Source organism: Kitasatospora acidiphila, assembly GCF_006636205.1.
Taxonomy (GTDB): Bacteria; Actinomycetota; Actinomycetes; order Streptomycetales; family Streptomycetaceae; genus Kitasatospora; species Kitasatospora acidiphila.
On the sequence record NZ_VIGB01000003.1, the window covers coordinates 6,654,344 to 6,673,919 of the forward strand.

The window sequence follows — 19,576 nt, forward strand, 5'->3', positions numbered from 1 at the left end:
GACAAGGGGAGCAAGCATCATGACGAAGAACGTTGTACGCGCCGCGCTGGCCGCCACCCTGGCGGTCACCGGCCTGCTGGCCACCGCGGGGAGCGCCGCCGCCGCGGGGACCGCTACTGCTGCGGCGCCGGCCTCCGTGACGACGGCCTCTGCAACGGTCGGTCAGTACGCCGCAGTGATCAGCGGGCACGGCGACGCGCTGCACCCGGAGAGCGCGAGTTGGGACCCGATCCACCGCCAGTTCGTCGTCAGCTCGATCCACCAGGGCGTGGTGAGCAGGGTCGGAGCGGACGGCACCGCCCGGCCGCTGGTGACCGACCCGCGGCTGGTCTCGGCCCTCGGCGTCAAGGTGGATGCGGCACACGGCCGGGTGCTGGTCTGCAACGCCGACCCGGCGGGCCTGTCGGTGCGCAGCACCGCGCAGACTCCGGGGCACGTCGCGGGGCTGGGCAGCTACGACCTGACCACCGGGCGGCCGCTCTGGTACGTCGACCTGGCCGCGGTCGCCGGTGACGGCGGCCGGCACCTGGCCAACGACGTCGTCTCCGACGCCGACGGCACCGCCTATGTGACCGACTCCTTCGCGCCGATCGTCTACCGGGTCACGGCGGACGGGCACGCATCCGTGCTGCTGCGGGACGACCGGATCGGCGCCGGGCCCGGCCAGTTCGGTCTGAACGGGATCGTGCTGCGCGGTGGGCGGCTCTTCCTGGGCAACTACGCGACCGGCGCCGTCTGGGAGTTGCCGCTGCACCGTCCGCAGGCGCTCCGGCTGCTGGTCGCGGACCCGCGCCTGGCCGGCCTGGACGGGCTGGCGGCCGGGCCGGACGGCAGCCTGGTCGGCGTGACCAACCGGATCGGGGTGGATTCCTCGGGCACGGTGGTGACGGTCCGTCCTGGTGCCGACCGCGGGCCCGCCACGGTCACCGCCCGCCCGTCGGCCGACCCGGCGCCGACCGCCGTCACCCGGGGCCGGGCGGTGCGCTGTGGGTGCTGTCGGGGCGGATGGACATCCTGTTCGGGGGCGGGGTGTCGGACGCGTTCACGCTGCGGCGGGTGTGACGACGGGGTGGCTCGGCGGGGGACCGGGCCGTTCCGAAAATAGTAGCCATGGACATGGTAGCCATGTACTGTATTTGGTGTGAGTACAGCAGCTGAGCGCGCCACGGCGGGGTTCCTGGTGTGGCGCCTGTCGATGAAGTGGCGGGTGGCCGTCGACCGGGCGGTCGCACCCCTGGGCCTGACCCATGCGCAGTACGCGCTGCTGGGGTCGCTGTACGGCATGTCGCGCGCCGGGCTGCAGCCCAGCCAGCGCCGGCTCGCCGACCACACCGGGCTCGAACCGCTGTACGTCTCCAAGCTCGCCCGCGCCCTGGAGGCCGCCGGACTCGTCGCCCGCACCCGGGATCCGAACGACCCGCGCGCCATGCGGCTGGCACTCACCGAGCAAGGGCGCGACGTCACCCGCCGCGCCATCACGGTGGTCCAGGGGCTCCTGGACCAGCTGCTGGCGCCGCTCGGGGGACAGGACGGCCCGCGCGCCCGGCAGTTCACCCACGAGCTGGCGGCCCTGCTCGACGCACCCCTTGATGCACCTCTTGATGCACCTCTTGATCCACACACCGAGAACGACGAGGAGCAGTCATGACCACCACCGCACCCACCACGGTCAACGGCCGGGTCATCGCCCTGGCCCACAACGCCGCGCGAGCCCTCCTGGAGGGCGTGCTGACCCGCCACGGCGCGACCTTCCACCAGAGCGTGACGTTGCGCGTCGTCGTGGTCGCGGGCGGGTCCATCGGCCGCGATGAGCTCGTCGCCGATGTCACCGGCTCGCTGAAGACGGACGAGTCCGTCGTGCTCGGCGTCATCGCGGAGCTGGCAGCCGCGAAGCTGCTGGAAGTGGACCCGGCGCAGGAATCCCGGCTGCAACTCACGGACGCCGGGCGGGAGCTGTACGAGCGCACCACCGCCGAGACCGCCGAGATCACCGCCCGGCTGTACGACGGCATTCCGGCCGAGGACTTGGCCGTCGCCGGCCGCGTGCTGACCCTGATCACCGAGCGCGCGAACGCCGAGCCGGCCGGCGCCTGACCGGGGTGCCGGCCGCGGACCACATCTTCGCGCCGCCCGGCGAGGGCCTGCTCCCGAGCCCGGGGCACCGACTCCCGACCCCCGAGCCGCCGGCGCTGATCACCGCCACGGTCACCGGCTGGCTCGCGAGCGTGACGTTCTAGTGCTGCCGATGCCCTGGTGACCGTGTTTGGCGGTGCGCCACCGGCCGTCGTACAACTGTCGGGTGCCATCGAACGCCCTGCGCCGCCGCTACCTGTCCGCTTGCGCCGCCGCGCCCAGCTACCCGGAGGTCGGCGCCACCGGGTCGGCCGCGCTGCCGCCCGGCTACGCGTGGTTGCGCCGCCGGATCCACCTCGGCCGCGGCGCCGCGGTGCTGGACCGCGCCGGTGCCTATGTACTGGGCTGGGGAGCCCAGTTGGGCTCGGGCTTCGCGGTCTACCCGCCGCCCGCGCGGATCGCGGCCGGCGGCACCGTACTGCTGCGGATCGGTCTGCCCGGGCTGCGGCTGCCCCGGCTGGTGATTCCGTGCCGGGTGGTCTGGACCGTCGAGGAGCCCGACCGGATCGGCTTCGCCTACGGCACGCTGCCCGGGCACCCGGAGTGCGGCGAGGAGTCGTTCGTGGTGAGCATGGACGCGGCCGGCGACGTGTGGTTCGAGGTGGCCGCGTTCTCCCGGCTGGCGGCCTGGTACGCGCGGCTCGGTCGACCGGTGGCGGCCGTGCTGCAGCACCTGGCGATCGAACGCTACTTGCGGGTGGTGGCCCGCGCGGCCGCCGCGGCCTGAAGCACCGGGGGCAGCAGCGGGCCACCCACCGTGTGCGGCACGCGAGTTGAGCCCGGGACCGGGCACGGTCCCGGCCTTAGGACAGCATGTTGATCTTGTACTGCATGATCCGGTAGTTCTTCGGGTCGTACCACTGGCTGACGACGATGTGGAAGTTGCCGAACGTCGAGCCGGGGATGACGAAGCCGCCGTACGGGCTGGCGACGAGGTTGGCGCCCTCCTGGCCCGGGTTACCGGGGAGGATCATGGCCTGCTCCAGCGTCGTGGTCAGGTCCGAGGTCGGGAGGGGGAAGACCATCGCCCTGATCGACAGCGGGTTCATGTTCAGCCAGGTGAGGACGTACTTGCCGTCCATCGCGCGGAAGCACATCTCGCCCCACTTGCGGGTGCCGAACACCGTCGTCGGGGCGGGCGCGTTCCACCGCCAGCCGCCGTTGGCGTAGCCCCACGGCTCGTAGGCGGCCGGATTGCCGAGGCTCTCCTTCCGTACCCGGTGCAGCAGCATGCCCGACTCCACGTCGCGGTTGAAGACCGTGGACAGGACGTAGCAGTAGCCGTCGTCGGCCACGGCGTACGTCTTCTGCTGGAACTGGCCGCCGTGCAGGTCGCCCGGCCACTGGCACAGGTACTCCCAGGTCTCACCGTTGTCGGTGGAGCGCCAGAAGTCGGTGTGGTGGGTGTCGTAGATGACGCCGCGCATGAGGTGCATGTACATCACGCCGTCGACCACGAACGCATCGGACGGGATCGCCGTCGTGGCCTTTTTGCCGACCGGGTTGTGCGGTTCGTCGACGAGGCTCTTGGCGTGGCCGCCGCCGACGCTGCCGTCGATGCGCAGGTTGTTCACGTCCGCGCTGCTGGAGCGCAGGCCGACCGGGGCGTGCCAGTCGCCGGCGCCCACCTGGTCGCCGGCGAAGGTGTCGCCGCAGACGAAGAGCATGGTGCCGTCCGGGCACCGCACGGGGATGCCGAGGTCGGTCCACGGCGAGGCGAACGGACCGGTCTCGACCGGGCCGCTGAGGTTCTTCACCTTGGTGGCGATCGTCGGGCCGGGCGGGTCGTTCGGGCCGCCGGCGAACGCCGCAGGGGCACCCGAACCGATGGCCCCAGCCCCCACGGCGACGCCGAGGCCGATCTTGAGGAGCTTGCGGCGCGAGGGCCCGCCGGTCGTCGCGTCGTTCCCGCCGAACGTCGCGTCATTCCCGCCGAACGTCGCGTCATTCCCGCCGGTCGTAGCGTCGTTCCGGCCCGATGAGTGTGTCATTCTGTCGATGGCCCTTCCGAGTTGAACGAAGTCCTGTGACTTCGAGGCTTCGAATGGATCGCGCACCTCAGTGGCGACGGGGCGCCAATCGAGGCTACGGCGACCCGCTGCCGTGCCGTCGGTCGGTGGACAAACCTTCACTCAAATGAGGTAAGCCTCACGGAAGTTCACGATCCTGACGCCGGGTGGGGACAGCACTCGCCCGCACTCCTGACCAGCGCCCCAAGGGCTGGATGGGCCCCGCGCTGTTACCATCGGCGGCGATTCCATTGGGAGGGGGCGGGCATGGCCGAGACCGACATCCGTAGCGCCGAGGCGGCGATGATCGCGGAGGCGCGCAAGGCGTTCTTCGTGGTGTTCGGGCTACTCGCGCTGGTCTGGGTGGTGCAGTTGGCCAACTGGTCGGAAGGCAACGCCATGGCCCGGCAACTCGGCATCCGCCCGCTGGAGATCGACTCGCTCGGGAAGATCTTCACCGCCCCGCTGCTGCACTTCGGATGGGACCACCTGGAGGCCAACTCCGGCCCGCTGTTCGTCTTCGCCTTCCTGGCCGCCTACCGCGGGGTGGCCCGGTTCCTGGCGCTCACCGCGCTGCTCGCGGTGACCAGCGGCCTGACGGTGTGGATCTTCCAGAACCCGCAGACCGACACGGTGGGCGCAAGCGGGCTGGTCTTCGGCTACTTCGCCTACGTGGTGCTGCGCGGGATCTTCGACCGGCACCTGATCGACAGCCTGATCGGGCTGGTGATGGCGGCCAGCTTCGCCTACCTGGTGTTCGGCGCACTGCCCAGCGCCCCGGGCGGGGTGAGCTGGCTGGGCCACCTGGGCGGGCTGATCGGCGGCTGCCTGGGCGCCTGGCTGCTGCGCGACCGCCGCACGAGTGCCACCGCCGGCCCCGCTGCGGCAACTGGGCCCGCCGCCCGACCTTCGCCCGCCACCTCCGAGCGCTCGGCGCTGCTCAAGGAACTCGACGACCTGGGCCTCTAGGCAGCATCCGGTCGATCAGCGATACCCCCGACTGCTCGGCTGCCTCCGCCGGTTGACCCACCGGACCCGGCCGTTGTGTTTGGCTGCAGACCCCCTGTACACGAGGTCTTCGCAAGGGTGTATGAATGTCCTCCTCGAGCTCAACATACGAGGGGGGAATTCCTCATCATGCGCAAGCGCATGCTCATGCGTGCCGTCGGCATGCTGGCCGGTGCGGGCCTTGCGGCCACCGTCGCTCCTGCGGCCATGGCCGCCCCGGCCCCGCAGCTCCAGAAGGCTCCGGTCACCAAGGACCAGGTCCGCGTCCAGGCACCCCGGACAGCCAAGGTCACCGGGAATGCCACCACCAACGGGCAGCTGACCGCAGGCCAGCAGCTGCTGCCGGGCTCCAAGATCGTCGATAACGACGCGACCCTGGAGATGCAGGCCGACGGCAACCTGGTCATCTACCTGAACACCCCCAGCGGCCAGCACTTCCAGGTGGCCTGGAGTACCCGCACCTGGGGCAACACGGGCGCCTACCTGGTCATGCAGGCCGACGGCAACCTGGTGCTCTACAAGCAGGGCGGTGGCCCGACCACCGGCGGCGCCCTGTGGAGCAGCGGCACCTGGGGTCACGCAGGCGCCCTCGCCGACTTCGTCACCGGAGAGCTGGCGGTCCACATGGCGGGGGCGAACGCCCTCTGGGCCACTGGCACCGGGTACCTGCCGGCGAAGGACGCCGCCGGCCACTACATCGACAGCCCGAGCGACGCCCTCTACAGCAACTGGTCGCTCATCCCCGGCAGCTGGATCGAGTCCACCAACGCCTGGGTGCTGATGCAGGGCGACGGCAACGTGGTGCTCTACCGCAAGCGGGACGGCAAGGCGCTGTGGAGCTCCGGCACCTGGAACAAGTCCAACGTGCGGACCGTGATGGACCCCAGGGGCGTGCTCGCCGTCATCGACAAGAACACGGGCTTCCCCTACTGGGACACCAATACCTGGAACAGCCCGGGCGCCAGCGCGAAGATTCAGTCCGACCTGAACTTCGTGCTCTACACGCCGGGCGGCAGCGCGGTCTGGAACTCCCAGACCTGGGCGCAGTACTGATGGGCAGCAGCGATCGGTAACGCTCCGAGCAGGGCATGACGTGCCCGGGTGCAGCGGCTTCGGCCGCCGCACCCGGGCACGTGCGCTTCTGCGATGCCGTTGAGTCCTTCGATCAGTAGCAGGCGCCACGTAGCTGTCTCCACTGCCATCTGACACCCGATCGGGTGGTCGTACGATCGTCGCCATGACCGCCGCATTGATCCTCATCGACCTGATGCCGCGCATCGTCGCTCTCCCGCTCGCCCCGCACTCCGGGGACGAAGTGCTCATGCGCTGCCGGGAGTTGGCCGAGTCGTTCAGGGCGAGCGGGCGGCTGGTGGTGCTGGTCCGGGTGGAGCGGCCCAACGTCGCCGAGCAGCCGCCGGGCAGCGACTTCGCCGACGGCCTGGTGCAGGACGGCGATGTCGTGGTGGTGAAGCGCACCATCGGAGCGTTCTACGGCACAGGCCTCGACGAGCAGTTGCGCGCGCTGGGCGTGGACACCGTGGTGCTCGCCGGGCTGGTCACCACGATGGGTGTGGAGTCCACCGCCCGGGCCGCGGCTGACCACGGGTACCAGCTGGAGTTCGTCGCCGACGCGATGTCCGGACTGGCTGCTGACGAGCACGAGTTCGCCGTGCAGCGGACCTTCCCGCGCTTCGGCGAGGTGCAAAAGGCCGCGGACTACAGCTGACGGACGCCCACTCAGCACCCGCGCGCGGGTCTCCAGCAGGGAACATCCGGCCCGGTGAACCTTCCGCGCCGGGCCTGCGTCTTACCTGGCGACCGCCACTACATGCCCAGGAGAACAGACCATGGCCGACAGCGACGTTGAGCAGACCGGGGAGCGGGGTTACGCCCCGGGGGCCTGGTGGGCGGAGCTCGGGACGTGGGGGGCCGTCGCACTGATCGTCTTCGGGGCAGTCGCGGCTGTGTGGGTCTTTTTCAGGCTGCCCGGCACCCCAGTGGAACTGGCGTCCGGCTACTACCAGGCCGCCAGGGTCGTCGCCATCGGCCTGGTGACTGTGGGATGCACCTTGCTGGCCCGCCGTCGCGCCCGGGCCGCAGCCATCGAGGATGTGAGCGAGCAGGAACGCGTCTGACGCCACCGGCCGGTGAGCAACGTCGCTGGATCAGCCACGGCAGACAGACCACAGAAGTTGAGGGTGACCGGGCGGCAGTCACCGAGGAGAATCGCTCCATGCGCATTCTGATCATCACCGCCGGATCGCGGGGAGACGTCGCGCCCTTCACCGGCCTGGGGCGCCGCCTGCTGGACGCGGGCCATCAGGTCGCCGTGGCCGCTCACCCGTCCCATGCCGCACTCGTCGGCGGGTGCGGTCTCGACTTCCGGCCGGTGCCCGGAGACCCGCAGGGGCTGATCCGGGACTGGTCCCGGGCGGCGTCGCAGGAGGAGGCCCGGGCACTGAGAAAGGCGTACGCGGACGGGCTCGCCGATGGGGTGGCGGATGCCGTGGCGGGCGGAGCCGACCTGCTGCTCACCGCCTTCGGCCCGGCACCGCTCAGCCGGACGGCCGGCGAAGCGCTCGGCGTCCCCGTCATCGGCACCTATCTCGCACCGTCGTTCGCCACCCGACAGTTCCCGCTGCCCAACACACGGAACACCGACGACCTGGGGCCGGAGGGCAACCTCGCTGCGGGGCGTGACGTGCTGAGGCGCGCGGAAGGGTTCTTCGCGGACGGCGTGACCCGGCTGCGCGCCCGCCTCGGGCTGCCCGCCGACGCGCCCTCGGCAGCGGCGGACATCCGGCCGGTCTTCCACGGCTTCAGCCCACTGGTGGTGTCGCGCCCCGAGGACTGGCCGTCCAGGGTCGAAGTGGCGGGCTACTGGTGGCCGGCGCGGCCGGACCGCTGGCAGCCCCCGACCGAACTGGTCGACTTCCTCCAGGCCGGCCCGCCGCCGGTGTTCATCGGATTCGGCAGCATGGCGGTGGGGGAGGGGGAACGGCTCAGTGAGCTGGTGGCCGCGGCGGTGAAGCGGGCAGGCGTGCGCGCGGTGGTACAGGCGGGGTGGGCCGAGCTGAGCGGCTGCGGCGACGACGTCCTGGCCATCGGCGACGTCCCGCACGACTGGCTGTTCCCCCGCACCGCCGCCGTCGTCCACCACGCCGGGGCGGGTACCACCGCCGCCGGGCTTCGGGCCGGCGTACCCGCCGTGCCCGTACCCGTCATGGCCGACCAGCCGTTCTGGGCGTCCCGGCTGCACCGGCTGGGAGCCGCACCCCGGCCCCTGCCGTACCAGGACCTCACCGCCGAAGCCCTCGGCGACGCGATCACCGCCTGCCTGTCCGACCCGGCCCACCGCCACCGCGCAGCCGAACTCGCCCACGGGATCGCCGCAGAGGACGGCGCCGCTCCGCTGCTCGCCCACGTCGGGTCCTAGGGCGGCGGGTGAACCCGGGGAAACAGGCAGTTCGACCCGGAAGTGGACCTGGTGGGCGCCGACCGGAGCCCCGTGGCACGGCGGGTCTCGTTCGTCGGCTCCATCAAGTGGCTGCTCTCCCCGTTCGACCGCCATGACCTCGCGGCGTTGGTCCGCTCCGCACCGGAGGTGCCCGGCTACACGGAGGACGGGACTGGGCTGGTGGTGGCCTCCCTGTCGGGGACTGCGGAGGACGTCGATTCGGGGGCCGTCGGGCTGCTCTGGGGGCCTGAGCAAGTGATCGGGGCGTGGGGCTGAGTGCGAGAGGGTGAGCGCCTAGCAGGCGAACTCGCCGGTGGCACTGACGAATTCAGGGGGCGGAGTGGGGTCGCGTGCGGAACTGCTGCCGCAACCACCGGGTGTTGTGGACGGCCGCGATGTTCCAAACGGCCTGACCCTCGCCGTAGGGGTCGCCGAGTTCGCGGTGGATGGCGGCGGCTTGGGTGAGGGCCTCGATGGCCTCGTCGAACCGACCCACGGCTCGGAGCGCCACGCCTAGGTTGTTCAGCGCCATGGCTTCGCGGTGGTGGTCGCCGAGTCTGCGGTGAGTGATGGCGGCCCTGCCATGGGCGTCGATGGCTCCGGCGAAGCGGCGAAGCGACTGCAAGGCGCCGCCGAGGTTGTTCAGTGCCATGGCTTCGCGGTGGTGGTCGTTGAGTGCTTGGTGGATGGCGACGGCTCGGGTGAGGGCGTAGACGGCCTCGTCGAACCGACCCACCGCTCTCAGGGCGGGTCCGAGGTTGTTCAGTGCGGTACCTTCACCTTGCCAGTTGTCGAATGCTTGGTGGATGGTGGCGGCTTCGATGTGGGCCTTGACGGCCTCGTCGAACCGATCCACCGATTGCAGGACAATGCCGAGGTTGTCCAGTGTGATGGCCAAGCGGTGGAAGTCCTCGAGTTCGCGGGAGATGGCCAGGTCCCGGGCGTGGACTTCGATGGCCTCGTCGAACCTGTGTGCCTTCCGCAGCGCAACGCCGAGGTTGTTCAGCGCCGCGCCCTCGCCGTCCTGGTCGCCGAGCTCGTGGAAGAGGGCGGCGGCTCTGGTGTGGGCGTCGATGGCTTCGTCGAACCGACGCACCTCCTGCCTGGCGCTGCCCAGGTTGTTCAGCGCTGCGGCTTCGCTGTTCCGGTCGCCGAGTTCACGGTGGATGGCGGCGGCCCTGGTGTGGGCGTCGATGGCCTCGTCGAACCGGCGCGCTGCTGTGAACGTCAGGCCAAGAGCACCCCAAGCGATGCCCTCGCCTTGGCGGTCGCCGAGTTCGCCGCAGACGGCCAGGTCTCTTGTGTGGGCTTCGATGGCTTCGTCGAACCGACGTGCTTCCCGCAGGGCGGCTCCGAGGTAGAGCAGTGCCCTGCCTTGGCCCTCCCGGTCGCCGAACTCGCGGAAGATGGCGACGGCTTCGGTGTGGGCTTCGATGGCTTCGTCGAACTGACGCACTTCCGACAGGGCGTCTCCGAGGTCGTTCAACGCCAACGCCAGAACGGGCTGGTCGCCCAGATCGCGTGAGACGGTCACAGCGGTGGCGGCGACAGTGACCAAGTCCTTGAAGTAGCGGCGGAAGTGCAGGAAACGGCCGAGGAGAAAAGCGAGAGAGACAGCGGTCCGCGGCCGCCCGAGCGCGTCGGCTGTGGTGACGGTGGCGATCAGGTTGAGGCGCTCCTCGCCGAGCCAGGTCAAAGCGTCGGTGCGGTTGGTGAAGCGGGGCGAGGTGGGGCTGGGCAGGGACTTCAGGTGGGTGGTGGCGGCCTCGGTGGTGGTGAGGTAGTGGCTGAGGAGGGCGGTGAGGGCGTCGGCGCGGTGGTCGGTGGTGGCGTGGGCGTGGCCCAGGTCGTTGGCGTAGAGGCGGACGAGGTCGTGGAAGCGCCAGCGGCCCCAGGTGGGGGCGGCGTGGATGAGGTGGGTGAGGGCGAGGTCTTGGAGGAGTTCTTCGGTCTCGTAGGGGTCTGCGGCGGCGAGGTGGGTGGCGGCCTCGGTGGAGATGTCGGGGCCCGGATTGAGGGGGAGGAGGCGGAAGAGGCGGGCCTGCTGATCGGTGAGGCGGCGGTAGGAGAGGTCGAAGGCGGCGCGGACGGCGCGGTCCTTGCGGCGCAGGCGCTTGAGGCGGGTGTGTTCGTCGCTGAGGGCCTGGGCGATGGAGGAGAGGGGGCGGGTAGGGGAGTCGGCGAGCAGGGCGGCGACGATGCGCAGGGCGAGGGGGAGGCCGGCGCAGAGCGTGGCGATGGTGGCGGCGTGCTCGGGGGCGTCGTGGACGCGGGTGTCGGTGGGGCCGTGGGCGTGCTGGAGGGCCTGGGCGAGGAGGGCGACGGAGGCAGTCCCGGTGAGGACGTCGAGGTCGTGGAGGCGGGCGTCGAGGTCGAGGGTGTCGCGGGAGGTGACCAGGGCGCAGGTGGTGCCGTCGGTGGGGAGGAGCGGGCGGGCCTGGTCCTCGCTGGAGGCGTTGTCGATGATGACGAGGATGCGGCGGCCTTGGTCGGCGAAGGCGCTGAGCACACTGCGGTAGAGGCGGGAGAGGTCCTGGAGTTGGGTGGGGATGTGCTCTGGCGGCATGGCGAGGGCGCGTAGCAGGCCGTCGAGGGCGCGCTCGGGGGCGAGGGAGCGCTCCGGGTCGTAACCGAGCAGGTCGACGAAGAGGACCCCGCCGGGGAACCAGTCGGGCTCGCGGAGTGCGCGGGTGGCGGTCTGGACGACGAGTTCGGTCTTGCCGACCCCGGCCAGGCCTGCCACGGCGGTGATGAGGATGGGCGCTGATCGTCCGACTGATGGGGCGTCAGGGCGGCTAGCAGGTCGGCTAGGTGCTGGTCGCGACCGGTGAAGGTGGGGGAGGCGGGCGGCAGCCCGGAGAGGGCCGGGGTGACCTTGGGTGGCAGGGTCACGCTGACATTCTGGCCCTGGATCACCGCGTGGAAGAAGACGCCACCGGTGATGCTGTTCGATATCGACTCCGGCACGGGAACACATTACGGCGGGAGCGGCGCTACGGGCCGCTCCTTACGCGATGGTGAGTCAGATGGCTGTCACAGAACCCGACTTGAGGGCGCCAACGAAGCCGCTGAACGCGCGGGTGGGGAAGGTGAGGGCGGGGCCGTCGGGGTTCTTGGAGTCGCGGAGGGGGACGAGGCCGGCGGGGAGGAGGTCCCGGGAGGCCTCGACGCAGTCGCCGCCGTTCTCGCCGCTGTGGGTGGACTTGAACCAGGTGAGCTGCTTCATGCCCGGAGTCGTTCCAGCGTCAGATGCCGTCGAAACCGGTCAACTTGACGCCGTTGACGAAGGCAGTGAAGGAGGTGGTGGGGAAGGTGAGGGCCGGGCCGTCGGGGTTCTTGGAGTCCCGGATCGGCATCAGGCCGAGGGGGCGCAAGTCGTGCGAGGTCTGGACGCACTGGCCGCCGTTCTCGCCTGTGTAGCTGGACTTGAACCAGGACATGGCGGTCGGCAGTGGCTGGAGTTCGGGGGACACGTTCAGCAGTGCTTCCATGGTGCGGCGGATCAAGTCGACTGACTCGGACGCCGAGAGGGCATCCGCTCGCAGTCGATCATAGGCCCGCGAGAGCCGCTCGATCGCGTCTGGACGACGCGAAAAGTGGCCGCGGTCAACGCTCTCCGAGTAGATCACCTCGGTACCGTTGGGCAGCTCCAGAAGCGTGAAGCCCATGGTGGCGGCCACGCGTTCACCGAGCTCGTCCGGAGCGATCTGCACCACGATGTTGGGGAAGCGCCGGATCACGTCGAGGGTGTGCTTCAACTGACGGATCATCACCAGGCGGCCACCCACCATCCGACGCAGGACGACTTCGTCGATGATGAAGATGGCCAGCGGGCCGTCCTCCAGGAAGAAGCGTGCCTGGCGACTCATTCGAGCTGCTACACGCTGGTCCAGGGTTGGTCCATCCTTGCGGGACGGTCCTCTCGCAAGAAGCGCTCGGGCGTATTCCGGAGCCTGCAGCAGGCCAGGGAACACTGGCGTGGTGCTGGTCGAGCTCGGCCGGGCCCGGCCGGATGTGGTGCGCCGGATCGCGGAGTTGCTGCGTGATGGGCTTGCTGCTCGCGCCCAGCAGCCGAGTTGAGCCTGCCGAGGGCCGCGAGGGCTGAGCAGTGCGCCCGGCCGCCGGGCGCGCAGCCGGTGGCCAGGCAGACGCCGGTGCGGTGGCTGGACGGCTTGCGTGGTCTGGCCTGGTCGACCGGCACGGCGAGAACGGCGGGTGCGGCGTTCGGGTGTCCGAAGCACTCACCCGGTACAACCCTGATCATGCGCGCGTCTGCGGCGGAGGCCTGCCCGCTCGGCTGGCCGAACTGTCCGGTGTGCGCGAGGAAGTGAGCAACCCATGAGCGACCCCAAGTGCGCCCCTGCGCGCGACCCCGAGCCCGAGCCGCAGCCCGGGGCCAGCCCCGACCCCAGCCCCACCCCGAACCCGAGGCCAGCCGGATGACGCTGCAGGTGTTCCGGGTGACCAGTTCGGGCGCCCTGGTCGAGGTCATCCGCAAGAAGGTCTGGCGCGGCGAGTCCTACTGGAAGAGCCCGATCGGCGGCGAGTGGCCGCCGTGCCGCAGCCCGGGGCCAGCCCCGACCCCAGCCCCACCCCGAACCCGAGGCCAGCCGGATGACGCTGCAGGTGTTCCGGGTGACCAGTTCGGGCGCCCTGGTCGAGGTCATCCGCAAGAAGGTCTGGCGCGGCGAGTCCTACTGGAAGAGCCCGATCGGCGGCGAGTGGCCGCCGTGCCGCTGCCCCCGCTGCCTGCCGATGCTGCGCTCCCGGCTGCGCCGCGCGGGGCTGTGCTGACTCGGAGCTGTGCTGAATCGAGGGGTGTGGAGCTGACAGAAGTAGCCGCCCGGCCAAAATGGTTGGGTCGACCGGCATGAGCCAGTGGCTGGTGCCGGTCGGCCCGGACATCGATCGACGGCCAGGTTCTGTCCTGCCGATCACTGGTCGGCGCGTACGCCTTCAACACACCCAGGTCGCGTCAGCTCGTAGACTGTGATGTCTTGGCCAACTCCTCCTTCAACGCCTCAACTTGCGCGCTGAGCTCAGTGACCTGCTGAGATAGGTTGGTTATCGTTCGATGACGAGCGCATCGGCTTCCGCCCGGGTCCTGGCCTGCTTCTCGAGTTCCCAATCGAATTCGATCTTTGTCACGTAAAGGCCCGTAGCCATCTCTACTCCTTTGGGGCTTACTGGTTGTCCGGTCCACCCGGCACGGGGTGCAGGCCCTCCAACGATGGCCGAGGAGCGGTGACCACCTACTCAGATTGAACTCGCCGTGTCGTAGATGCCGAGAGCCGTTGCTCAGAGTGAGCACGCGGCCGGAATAGGCAGTACCCACGGCGCGGGGGCTGCCGAAGCCATCACAGCTGGCTTCGGCAGCCCGGGGACTCTAGACGCGAGCAGGACACGATCGACCGGGGATTCGCTTGCCTCGCGCCTGCCCCGGTTCTTCAGTGAGCCGGGGCCTGGCGTTGGGTCACTCGATGCTGAAGTCGCCCTTGAAGTCGGCGTCCTTCAGACCGCCAGCCGGGAGGCCGACGGTGCAGGCGGCGGCGCCGCCGAGCAGGCTGGTCTTGAGCGTGGCGGTGAAGCTGTGGCCCTTGAACCGGCCCTTGCTCACAACGCCTGACAGATGCCCGGTGTTGAGGCTGGAGCCGTCGATCTGCAGGTTGAGGATGCTGCGGTCCGTCTCGCCGGACTTGTCCGTCCATTCGATCGCGCCGCTGCCCTTGCCTGCGCCCGAGCCAGGGCTCGTCACGCACCCGAGGGGGACGCCGATGAAGCTGGCGGTGAGCTTCGCGCTGCGGATGTCGAATTTGCTGAAGTCGTTGCACTGGCCTTCTTGGCCCTGGTAGCTGACGTCCTGGTCACTGGTGAAGAGCTTCACGCCGGGGTTGAAGTGGATCTGGCCGGAGGCTTCGCAAGAGACTTTCACGTTCGGCGGTGCGGCGCTGGCCGTAGCGGGCGCGGCAAGGGCTGCGCCGATGGACAGCGTGGCGCAGGCAGCGGCGAGGGCGACAAGGCGCGTACGGGAGCGGGGAGTGCGCAGCATGGGTGTTCCTTTCCGGAATGGAGGGAGGTCAGTCGTACAGCCGACCGAGACTCATAATGTGCATACGAACGAGATTTCGGCTGGGTGTTGTTGGGCCAACTGCATTACTCGGGACCGACGGACTCTGAGTAACAGGACATGGCGAGTTCAAGCTGAGTAACAAGCACTACTAGGCCGTGTGTCGAAAGTGGATCTTGAGGCGGTGCATGATCACCGTTCATGGGGCGGGGAGATCTCACGGACAAGCAGTGGGCGGCGCTGGAGCCGTTGCTGCCGAAGGGCGTGAAGGCAGGTCGGCCGCCTGTCTGGTCTCGGCGGCAGTTGATCGACGGCATACGGTTCCGGGCCCGGACCGGTGTTCCGTGGCGGGACGTACCCGTCGAGTACGGGCCGTGGGGCCGGATCTACGACCTGTTCCGCCGGTGGCAACGGGATGGTACCTGGCACCGGGTCCTCATCCAGCTTCAGTCCCTGGCTGACGCGAAGGGTGCGATCACGTGGGGCCTGAGCGTCGACTCCACGGTGTGCCGTGCCCATCAGCATGCGGCCGGGGCCCGGAAGCGGGGTGACCTGCAGAAGGAGTCACCGGGTGGTGTCTTGCCGAGCCCGGTGATCACGGGCTGGGGCGTTCGCGCGGTGGGTTCACCACCAAGCTGCACCTGGCCGTTGAGCAGGGGCAGAAGCCCATGTCGATCGTGGTGACGGCCGGGCAGCGTGGAGACTCGCCGCAGTTCGAACCGGCGCCGGAGAAGGTTCGCGTGCCCCGCATCGGACCGGGCCGGCCACGCGTCTGCCCCGATCGCGTGCGGGCCGACAATGCGTACGCCTCCCGCAGAAACCGCGCCTACCTGCGCCGACGTGGCATTCGCTGCACCATCCCGGACAAGGCCGACCAGGCTCGCAACCGCAAGAGACTCGGCGCTCGCAGCGGCCGGCCACCCAAGTTCGACGCCGAGGACTACAAGGCTCGGCATGCGGTCGAATGTGGCATCAATCGTCTCAGAAGGCATCGCGCCGTGGCCACGAGATACGACGAGCTCGCGGTCCGCTCTGAGGCGACCGTCCTCGTCGCGGCCATCGACGAGTGGCTGTGACCACAAACCCGCACCGCCTTTTCGTTAATCCGTTGCCCAGGGGTCCGGCGGCCAGCTAGGTTCGCCCAGCCGCCCGCATCGGTGCAGGCCGGCGCTGTCGACCAGGAGGTGTGGAGCACATGCGCACGAGTGCCCAGGAGTTGAGCTCGCGTACTGATCCTTGCCACCTCCTCTCGACGGAGACACCTTGTCCCTTCGCATCACCCCACTGACCGACCCCGCTCACGGGCCGCACGGCCGGCGTCTCGCCTGGCTGGCCTCGGACGCGGACTCCATCCCTGCCGGGACCGCCTTCTTGCGCCTGCTCGACGGCGGACAAGAGCACCTCGCCGAGCTCGACCTCCGCGTTCATCCCGCGGAGCGCCGCAAGGGCGTCGGCTCCCGGCTCCTCAACACCGCCGTGGCCACCGCCCGGGACAACGCCCGACGCCGCGTCGTCGCGCAGGCCGAAGCCGGGTCGCCCGGCGACCACTTCCTGGCGGCACGCGGCTTCCGGAAGGTCCTCACCTTCAGGTACACCCGCCTGGCGATGGCCGACGTGGACACCACCGTCCTCGCCGGAATCGTCGAGCGTCCGCACCCCGGCTACCGGCTGACGTCATGGCAGGGAACCGTCCCCGACGACCTCGCCCGGACGTTCGCCGCCTCACGCCGCGCCATGGACGACATGCCCATGGACGACGCCGAGTACGGCACCGTGGCCTGGGACGTGGACCGCGTGCGGGCCGCGGCGAAGGCCGTCGAACAGCGCGGCGACCACCTGCACACCGTCGTCGCCATCGACGCCTCCAACGGCTCGATCGCCGGGTTCACCGAACTCGTCATCCCCGGCAACGGCGCCGGTGACGGCCAGCACTACGGCACGGGCGTGCTGCCCGAGCACCGTGGTCACGGCCTCGGCCGATGGATGAAGGCCGAGTCGATCCGACAAGCCCATAGGGACTATCCGGACCTCGATGGCCTCCTGACCGACACCGCCGACAGCAACGCGCACATGCGACGGATCAACGACGATCTCGGCTACACACCCACGCACACGACACACCAGCATCAGCTCGACCTTTAGCAGAGAACGGACGGGCCGGACCGGGGCATCACCCCGCCCGGCCTGTCCGTGCTTTCGATACACGCCCTAGGACCTGTCCGCCCGATCGTGTGACTATCAAGCGCCCGGGCCGTCTACGAGCGCCACCGGTTGTGGTCGGCCGACGGGACCTGGGAACGGTTGCTCCAGCAGGTGCAGGCCGAAGCGGACACGGCAGGCGACATCGACCGGGACGTTCCGTCGACTCCATGATCGTGCGGGCCTACCAGCACGCGGTCGGCGCCCGCACCGATCCGCCGCCGGCCCTGGCCTCAAAGGGGGCTGGGCAGAGAGAACGCCAGAACGAGACGCCATGGCAGAGCCTCGTCGCCCGCCTGGTGGAGGTGGTGCTGGAGGCGAGGGCCTGGGCGGCTCGCGGGGTGGGTTCACCACGAAGCCGCAGCTGAGCGCAGACGGCCGCTGCCGCCCGCTGTCCCTGGTCGTCACGCCAGGGCAGCAAGGCCGACTGCACGCAGTTCGAGCCCGCGCTGGAGAAGATCCGGGTCCCGCGGACCGGACCGGGAAGGCCCCGCAAGAAGCCCGACAGCCTGGCCGCCGATAAGGCCTACAGCAACGGGCCGTGCCGCGCTTGCCTGCGCGAGCGGGGCATCCGGCATGCGATCCCGGAGAAGACCGACAGCCAGGGCGCCCGCCGTCGCAAGGGCTCACGCGGCGGCCGGCCACCGGGCTTCGACGAAGAGCGGTACAAGAGTCGCAACACCGTCGAACGGGCCATCAACAAGCCCAAGAACGCCAGAGGGGTGGCCACTAGGTCCGCTGCCCTGTCCCGACCTGCCGGGTCGGGACAGGGCCCAAGGCGTCGGGTGTGTGCCTATTACCTCGGTGTGTGCCAGGAGAACTCGAGGATGGCGTCGTTGTAGTCGCTGTCGTCGCCGTTCTCGGCGACGATCACCATCAGGTGGTAGCTGCCGATGTCGTAGGGGCCACCGCTGTTGAGCTTGCTCGGCTTGAAGACACCTGCGCTGTCGCTGTACTCGAAGGTGGCACTGAGCTGGCTCGGCCCGGTGAAGGTCTCCTGCCCACTGACGGTGTTGCGTTCCCCGGTGCCGGTGAACTGGTAGTCAACCGCACGGTCCTTGCTGGTGACCGACACCTTCTGGACGAGACTCGAGTTGGTCTTCGCCTTGACGGTGATCCGTGCGCCGGCGGGGAGGCTGATCTCGGCCTTGTTGCCGTTGACGTAGACGTAGGCGTCGGACACTGGGACTCCTTGGATGTATATCGATGGAAGCCTCTTGGGTGAGGCGTCCTGGGGATGCCCTCGCACCAGCGCGGGCACGGTATCGGCCGGGCCACGGGAGGCCCGAAGAAGGTCGGCCCCGACTGCTTCAGCCGGCTGTGCCCGGAGGCATCACATGCTGACCGGCGCGTACTCACCGACGTAGGCGTCGCGCATGGTCAGCCGCACCTCGGTGAGCCGCGCCTTGACCTCACCGCTCGGGGTCTTCAGCGGAGTGGCGGCGCCCTCGGTGCGCAGCTCGGTGCCGGTGGGCTCCAGGCCCGACAGCTTGCCCGCGAGGCGCATGGATGTGTCCGCGTAGAGCGTCCCGCTCGGCGTGCACAGCTCGAAGTTGGTGTCGAGGTGCAGCTCCGAGGGGAACGCGACGCGGGTCAGGCTGTCCTCGCTGCCCGAGCCCAGCGTGCCGCCGGACGGTCGCGACCAGCTGACCCGCAGCATGACCCGGCCGCCCAGCTCCGCGCACTGGCCCGTGACCGCCAGACGTGCCAACTGGGCCTTCACACCGGCGCCTTCGTCGTGCTTGTCAGGGCCGAACAGCAGGATCTCCGCTCCGGCAGCCAGGTTGTGGTCGCCCGCCAGGTCGACCCGCACGGTCTTGCCACCCACCTCCAGCTCCAGCGTGCCCTCCAGCGTGGTCTGCATGATCAAGGAGGGGTCGACCATGATGGCCATGAAGGGACTCGCGCTCGCGGCGAAGAACAACTTCGGTGTGTCACCTGTGGGTTGGTTCTCGTCGTCGGCCGGGTACCAGGCTTCGGGCAGGGTGGTGGCGCGGAGCACGCCCGGCGCCGCCTGGACGTCGAGTGGTCCGTCACCGGCCGGGCTGCCGAGGTAGGGGACGGACGACGGCTGCAGGAACGGCGGCAGGCCGGAGAAGGTGCCGGACATGTCGATGGCGTTGCGATGGGCCAGCCGCAGCGTGCTGGTCTCCAGGATCCCGAACCGGCGGAGGGAGAGCTCCGCGGGGAAGTTCTTCCCGGGGGAGGCCTGCCTGATGCGGCCCGTGTTGGTCAGGAACGGGTTGGTCAGGACCTGGATGCGGTCGTTCAGCTCGTAGCTGTAGCCCTTGATGCCGACCTCGGGCGCGCTGATCAGCTCGAGGTCGAACTCGGCGTGCCCCTTGTCGTCGACGCGGTGCTCGAAGCCGGGCATGGGCCAGTGGTTCAACTGAGTGAATCCGGAGAGCGGGATCGTCTCCCGGCGCCCTGAGCTGAGGTCCTCGCCGAAGACGACCGTCGCGGCGGCGAGGACATGCGGGCGGTCGGGCTTCGGCCGGACATCCAGCGACTCGTACGTTTCGTTGCCACCGCTCATTGCGGAACCTCCACCATCTGTACGGGCCAGCCGCGAACGAAGCGGGGTCACTGGCGCGCCTTTGGGTCCCAGCAAGGATCATGTGTTGCAGCCGCACGGCGCATGGACACGCCAGGCGAAACCACTCGATCGGGTGATCTTGGAGAGCTGGAGGTTCTGGTCTGACG

21 protein-coding genes and 1 pseudogene are annotated in these 19,576 nt (G+C 69.8%); 15 read left to right on the top strand and 7 right to left on the bottom strand.

The genetic code is table 11. From position 1 onward, the window contains the following. Positions 1-19 precede the first annotated feature (19 nt). From E6W39_RS31470 to E6W39_RS31485, 5 genes are all read left to right on the top strand, one after another. A complete protein-coding gene (locus E6W39_RS31470) occupies positions 20-1,105 on the top strand; it encodes an SMP-30/gluconolactonase/LRE family protein (protein WP_141636374.1) in 1,086 nt (361 codons plus the stop codon). A gap of 36 nt (positions 1,106-1,141) precedes the next feature. Beyond that, entirely contained in the window at positions 1,142-1,648 is a 507-nt protein-coding gene (locus tag E6W39_RS31475) for a MarR family winged helix-turn-helix transcriptional regulator (RefSeq protein WP_141636375.1), read from the top strand. Continuing rightward, positions 1,645-2,094: a MarR family winged helix-turn-helix transcriptional regulator gene (locus E6W39_RS31480; RefSeq protein WP_141636376.1), complete on the top strand. Its 450-nt coding sequence runs from the start codon at positions 1,645-1,647 to the stop codon at positions 2,092-2,094. The genes E6W39_RS31475 and E6W39_RS31480 overlap by 4 nt, the downstream gene beginning before the upstream one ends. A 5-nt stretch (positions 2,095-2,099) precedes the next feature. Then, a complete protein-coding gene (locus E6W39_RS39865) occupies positions 2,100-2,237 on the top strand; it encodes a hypothetical protein (protein ID WP_181799522.1) in 138 nt (45 codons plus the stop codon). Between the two features lie 62 nt (positions 2,238-2,299). Continuing rightward, positions 2,300-2,860: a DUF1990 family protein gene (locus E6W39_RS31485; RefSeq protein WP_228718436.1), complete on the top strand. Its 561-nt coding sequence runs from the start codon at positions 2,300-2,302 to the stop codon at positions 2,858-2,860. Positions 2,861-2,936: 76 nt separating this feature from the next. On the opposite strand, the gene E6W39_RS31490 is transcribed toward E6W39_RS31485, so the two are convergent. Then, positions 2,937-4,124: a DUF4185 domain-containing protein gene (locus E6W39_RS31490; RefSeq protein ID WP_141636377.1), complete on the bottom strand. Its 1,188-nt coding sequence runs from the start codon at positions 4,122-4,124 to the stop codon at positions 2,937-2,939. Positions 4,125-4,409: 285 nt separating this feature from the next. On the opposite strand from E6W39_RS31490, the gene E6W39_RS31495 reads away from it, so the two are divergent. From E6W39_RS31495 to E6W39_RS31520, 6 genes are all read left to right on the top strand, one after another. Next, positions 4,410-5,111: a rhomboid family intramembrane serine protease gene (locus tag E6W39_RS31495; RefSeq protein ID WP_141636378.1), complete on the top strand. Its 702-nt coding sequence runs from the start codon at positions 4,410-4,412 to the stop codon at positions 5,109-5,111. Positions 5,112-5,279: 168 nt separating this feature from the next. Then, positions 5,280-6,203 (top strand): hypothetical protein, encoded by a 924-nt coding sequence (locus E6W39_RS31500; RefSeq protein WP_181799523.1) that lies wholly within the window; start codon positions 5,280-5,282, stop codon positions 6,201-6,203. Positions 6,204-6,387: 184 nt separating this feature from the next. After that, a complete protein-coding gene (locus E6W39_RS31505; RefSeq protein WP_141636380.1) occupies positions 6,388-6,876 on the top strand; it encodes an isochorismatase family protein in 489 nt (162 codons plus the stop codon). A gap of 121 nt (positions 6,877-6,997) precedes the next feature. Next, entirely contained in the window at positions 6,998-7,285 is a 288-nt protein-coding gene (locus E6W39_RS31510; RefSeq protein ID WP_141636381.1) for a hypothetical protein, read from the top strand. Positions 7,286-7,383: 98 nt separating this feature from the next. Next, complete coding sequence (locus E6W39_RS31515; protein ID WP_141636382.1) at positions 7,384-8,586, top strand: glycosyltransferase; 1,203 nt, start codon at positions 7,384-7,386, stop codon at positions 8,584-8,586. 51 nt (positions 8,587-8,637) lie between these two features. Next, positions 8,638-8,883, top strand: coding sequence for a hypothetical protein (locus E6W39_RS31520; RefSeq protein WP_220140289.1), 246 nt, complete (start codon positions 8,638-8,640; stop codon positions 8,881-8,883). A 52-nt stretch (positions 8,884-8,935) separates the two neighbouring features. Here E6W39_RS31520 and E6W39_RS39870 read toward each other — a convergent pair whose 3' ends face one another. The 3 genes from E6W39_RS39870 to E6W39_RS31545 all read right to left on the bottom strand — a co-directional run bounded on the left by E6W39_RS39870 (position 8,936) and on the right by E6W39_RS31545 (position 12,581). Continuing rightward, positions 8,936-11,350: a tetratricopeptide repeat protein gene (locus tag E6W39_RS39870; protein WP_181799524.1), complete on the bottom strand. Its 2,415-nt coding sequence runs from the start codon at positions 11,348-11,350 to the stop codon at positions 8,936-8,938. Positions 11,351-11,629: 279 nt separating this feature from the next. Next, complete coding sequence (locus E6W39_RS31540) at positions 11,630-11,833, bottom strand: DUF397 domain-containing protein (RefSeq protein WP_141636383.1); 204 nt, start codon at positions 11,831-11,833, stop codon at positions 11,630-11,632. A 19-nt stretch (positions 11,834-11,852) separates the two neighbouring features. Beyond that, positions 11,853-12,581 (bottom strand): DUF397 domain-containing protein, encoded by a 729-nt coding sequence (locus E6W39_RS31545; RefSeq protein WP_220140290.1) that lies wholly within the window; start codon positions 12,579-12,581, stop codon positions 11,853-11,855. Between the two features lie 640 nt (positions 12,582-13,221). Between E6W39_RS31545 and E6W39_RS31550 the strand changes: the two genes are divergently transcribed. After that, positions 13,222-13,401, top strand: a complete 180-nt coding sequence (locus tag E6W39_RS31550) for a hypothetical protein (protein WP_141636385.1) — start codon at positions 13,222-13,224, stop codon at positions 13,399-13,401. A gap of 679 nt (positions 13,402-14,080) precedes the next feature. Here E6W39_RS31550 and E6W39_RS31555 read toward each other — a convergent pair. After that, a complete protein-coding gene (locus tag E6W39_RS31555; protein WP_141636386.1) occupies positions 14,081-14,656 on the bottom strand; it encodes a hypothetical protein in 576 nt (191 codons plus the stop codon). A 219-nt stretch (positions 14,657-14,875) separates the two neighbouring features. Here E6W39_RS31555 and E6W39_RS31560 point away from each other — a divergent pair. From E6W39_RS31560 to E6W39_RS44320, 3 genes and pseudogenes are all read left to right on the top strand, one after another. Continuing rightward, a protein-coding gene (locus E6W39_RS31560) for an IS5 family transposase (protein ID WP_407658512.1) occupies positions 14,876-15,750 on the top strand; the annotation gives its coding sequence in 2 pieces (ribosomal slippage) (positions 14,876-15,265 and positions 15,268-15,750; 873 coding nt in all). A 187-nt stretch (positions 15,751-15,937) separates the two neighbouring features. Then, positions 15,938-16,816 (top strand): GNAT family N-acetyltransferase, encoded by an 879-nt coding sequence (locus E6W39_RS31565; protein WP_141636387.1) that lies wholly within the window; start codon positions 15,938-15,940, stop codon positions 16,814-16,816. A gap of 479 nt (positions 16,817-17,295) precedes the next feature. Beyond that, a pseudogene (locus tag E6W39_RS44320) lies at positions 17,296-17,715 on the top strand (transposase); the annotation flags it as partial. Here E6W39_RS44320 and E6W39_RS31575 read toward each other — a convergent pair. Together E6W39_RS31575 and E6W39_RS31580 are read right to left on the bottom strand one after the other, a co-directional pair. After that, positions 17,670-18,056, bottom strand: a complete 387-nt coding sequence (locus E6W39_RS31575; RefSeq protein ID WP_181799525.1) for a fucose-binding lectin II — start codon at positions 18,054-18,056, stop codon at positions 17,670-17,672. The pseudogene E6W39_RS44320 and the gene E6W39_RS31575 sit on opposite strands and share 46 nt — an antisense overlap. A gap of 150 nt (positions 18,057-18,206) precedes the next feature. Next, positions 18,207-19,409: a DUF6004 family protein gene (locus tag E6W39_RS31580; RefSeq protein WP_141636389.1), complete on the bottom strand. Its 1,203-nt coding sequence runs from the start codon at positions 19,407-19,409 to the stop codon at positions 18,207-18,209. Positions 19,410-19,576 lie beyond the last annotated feature (167 nt).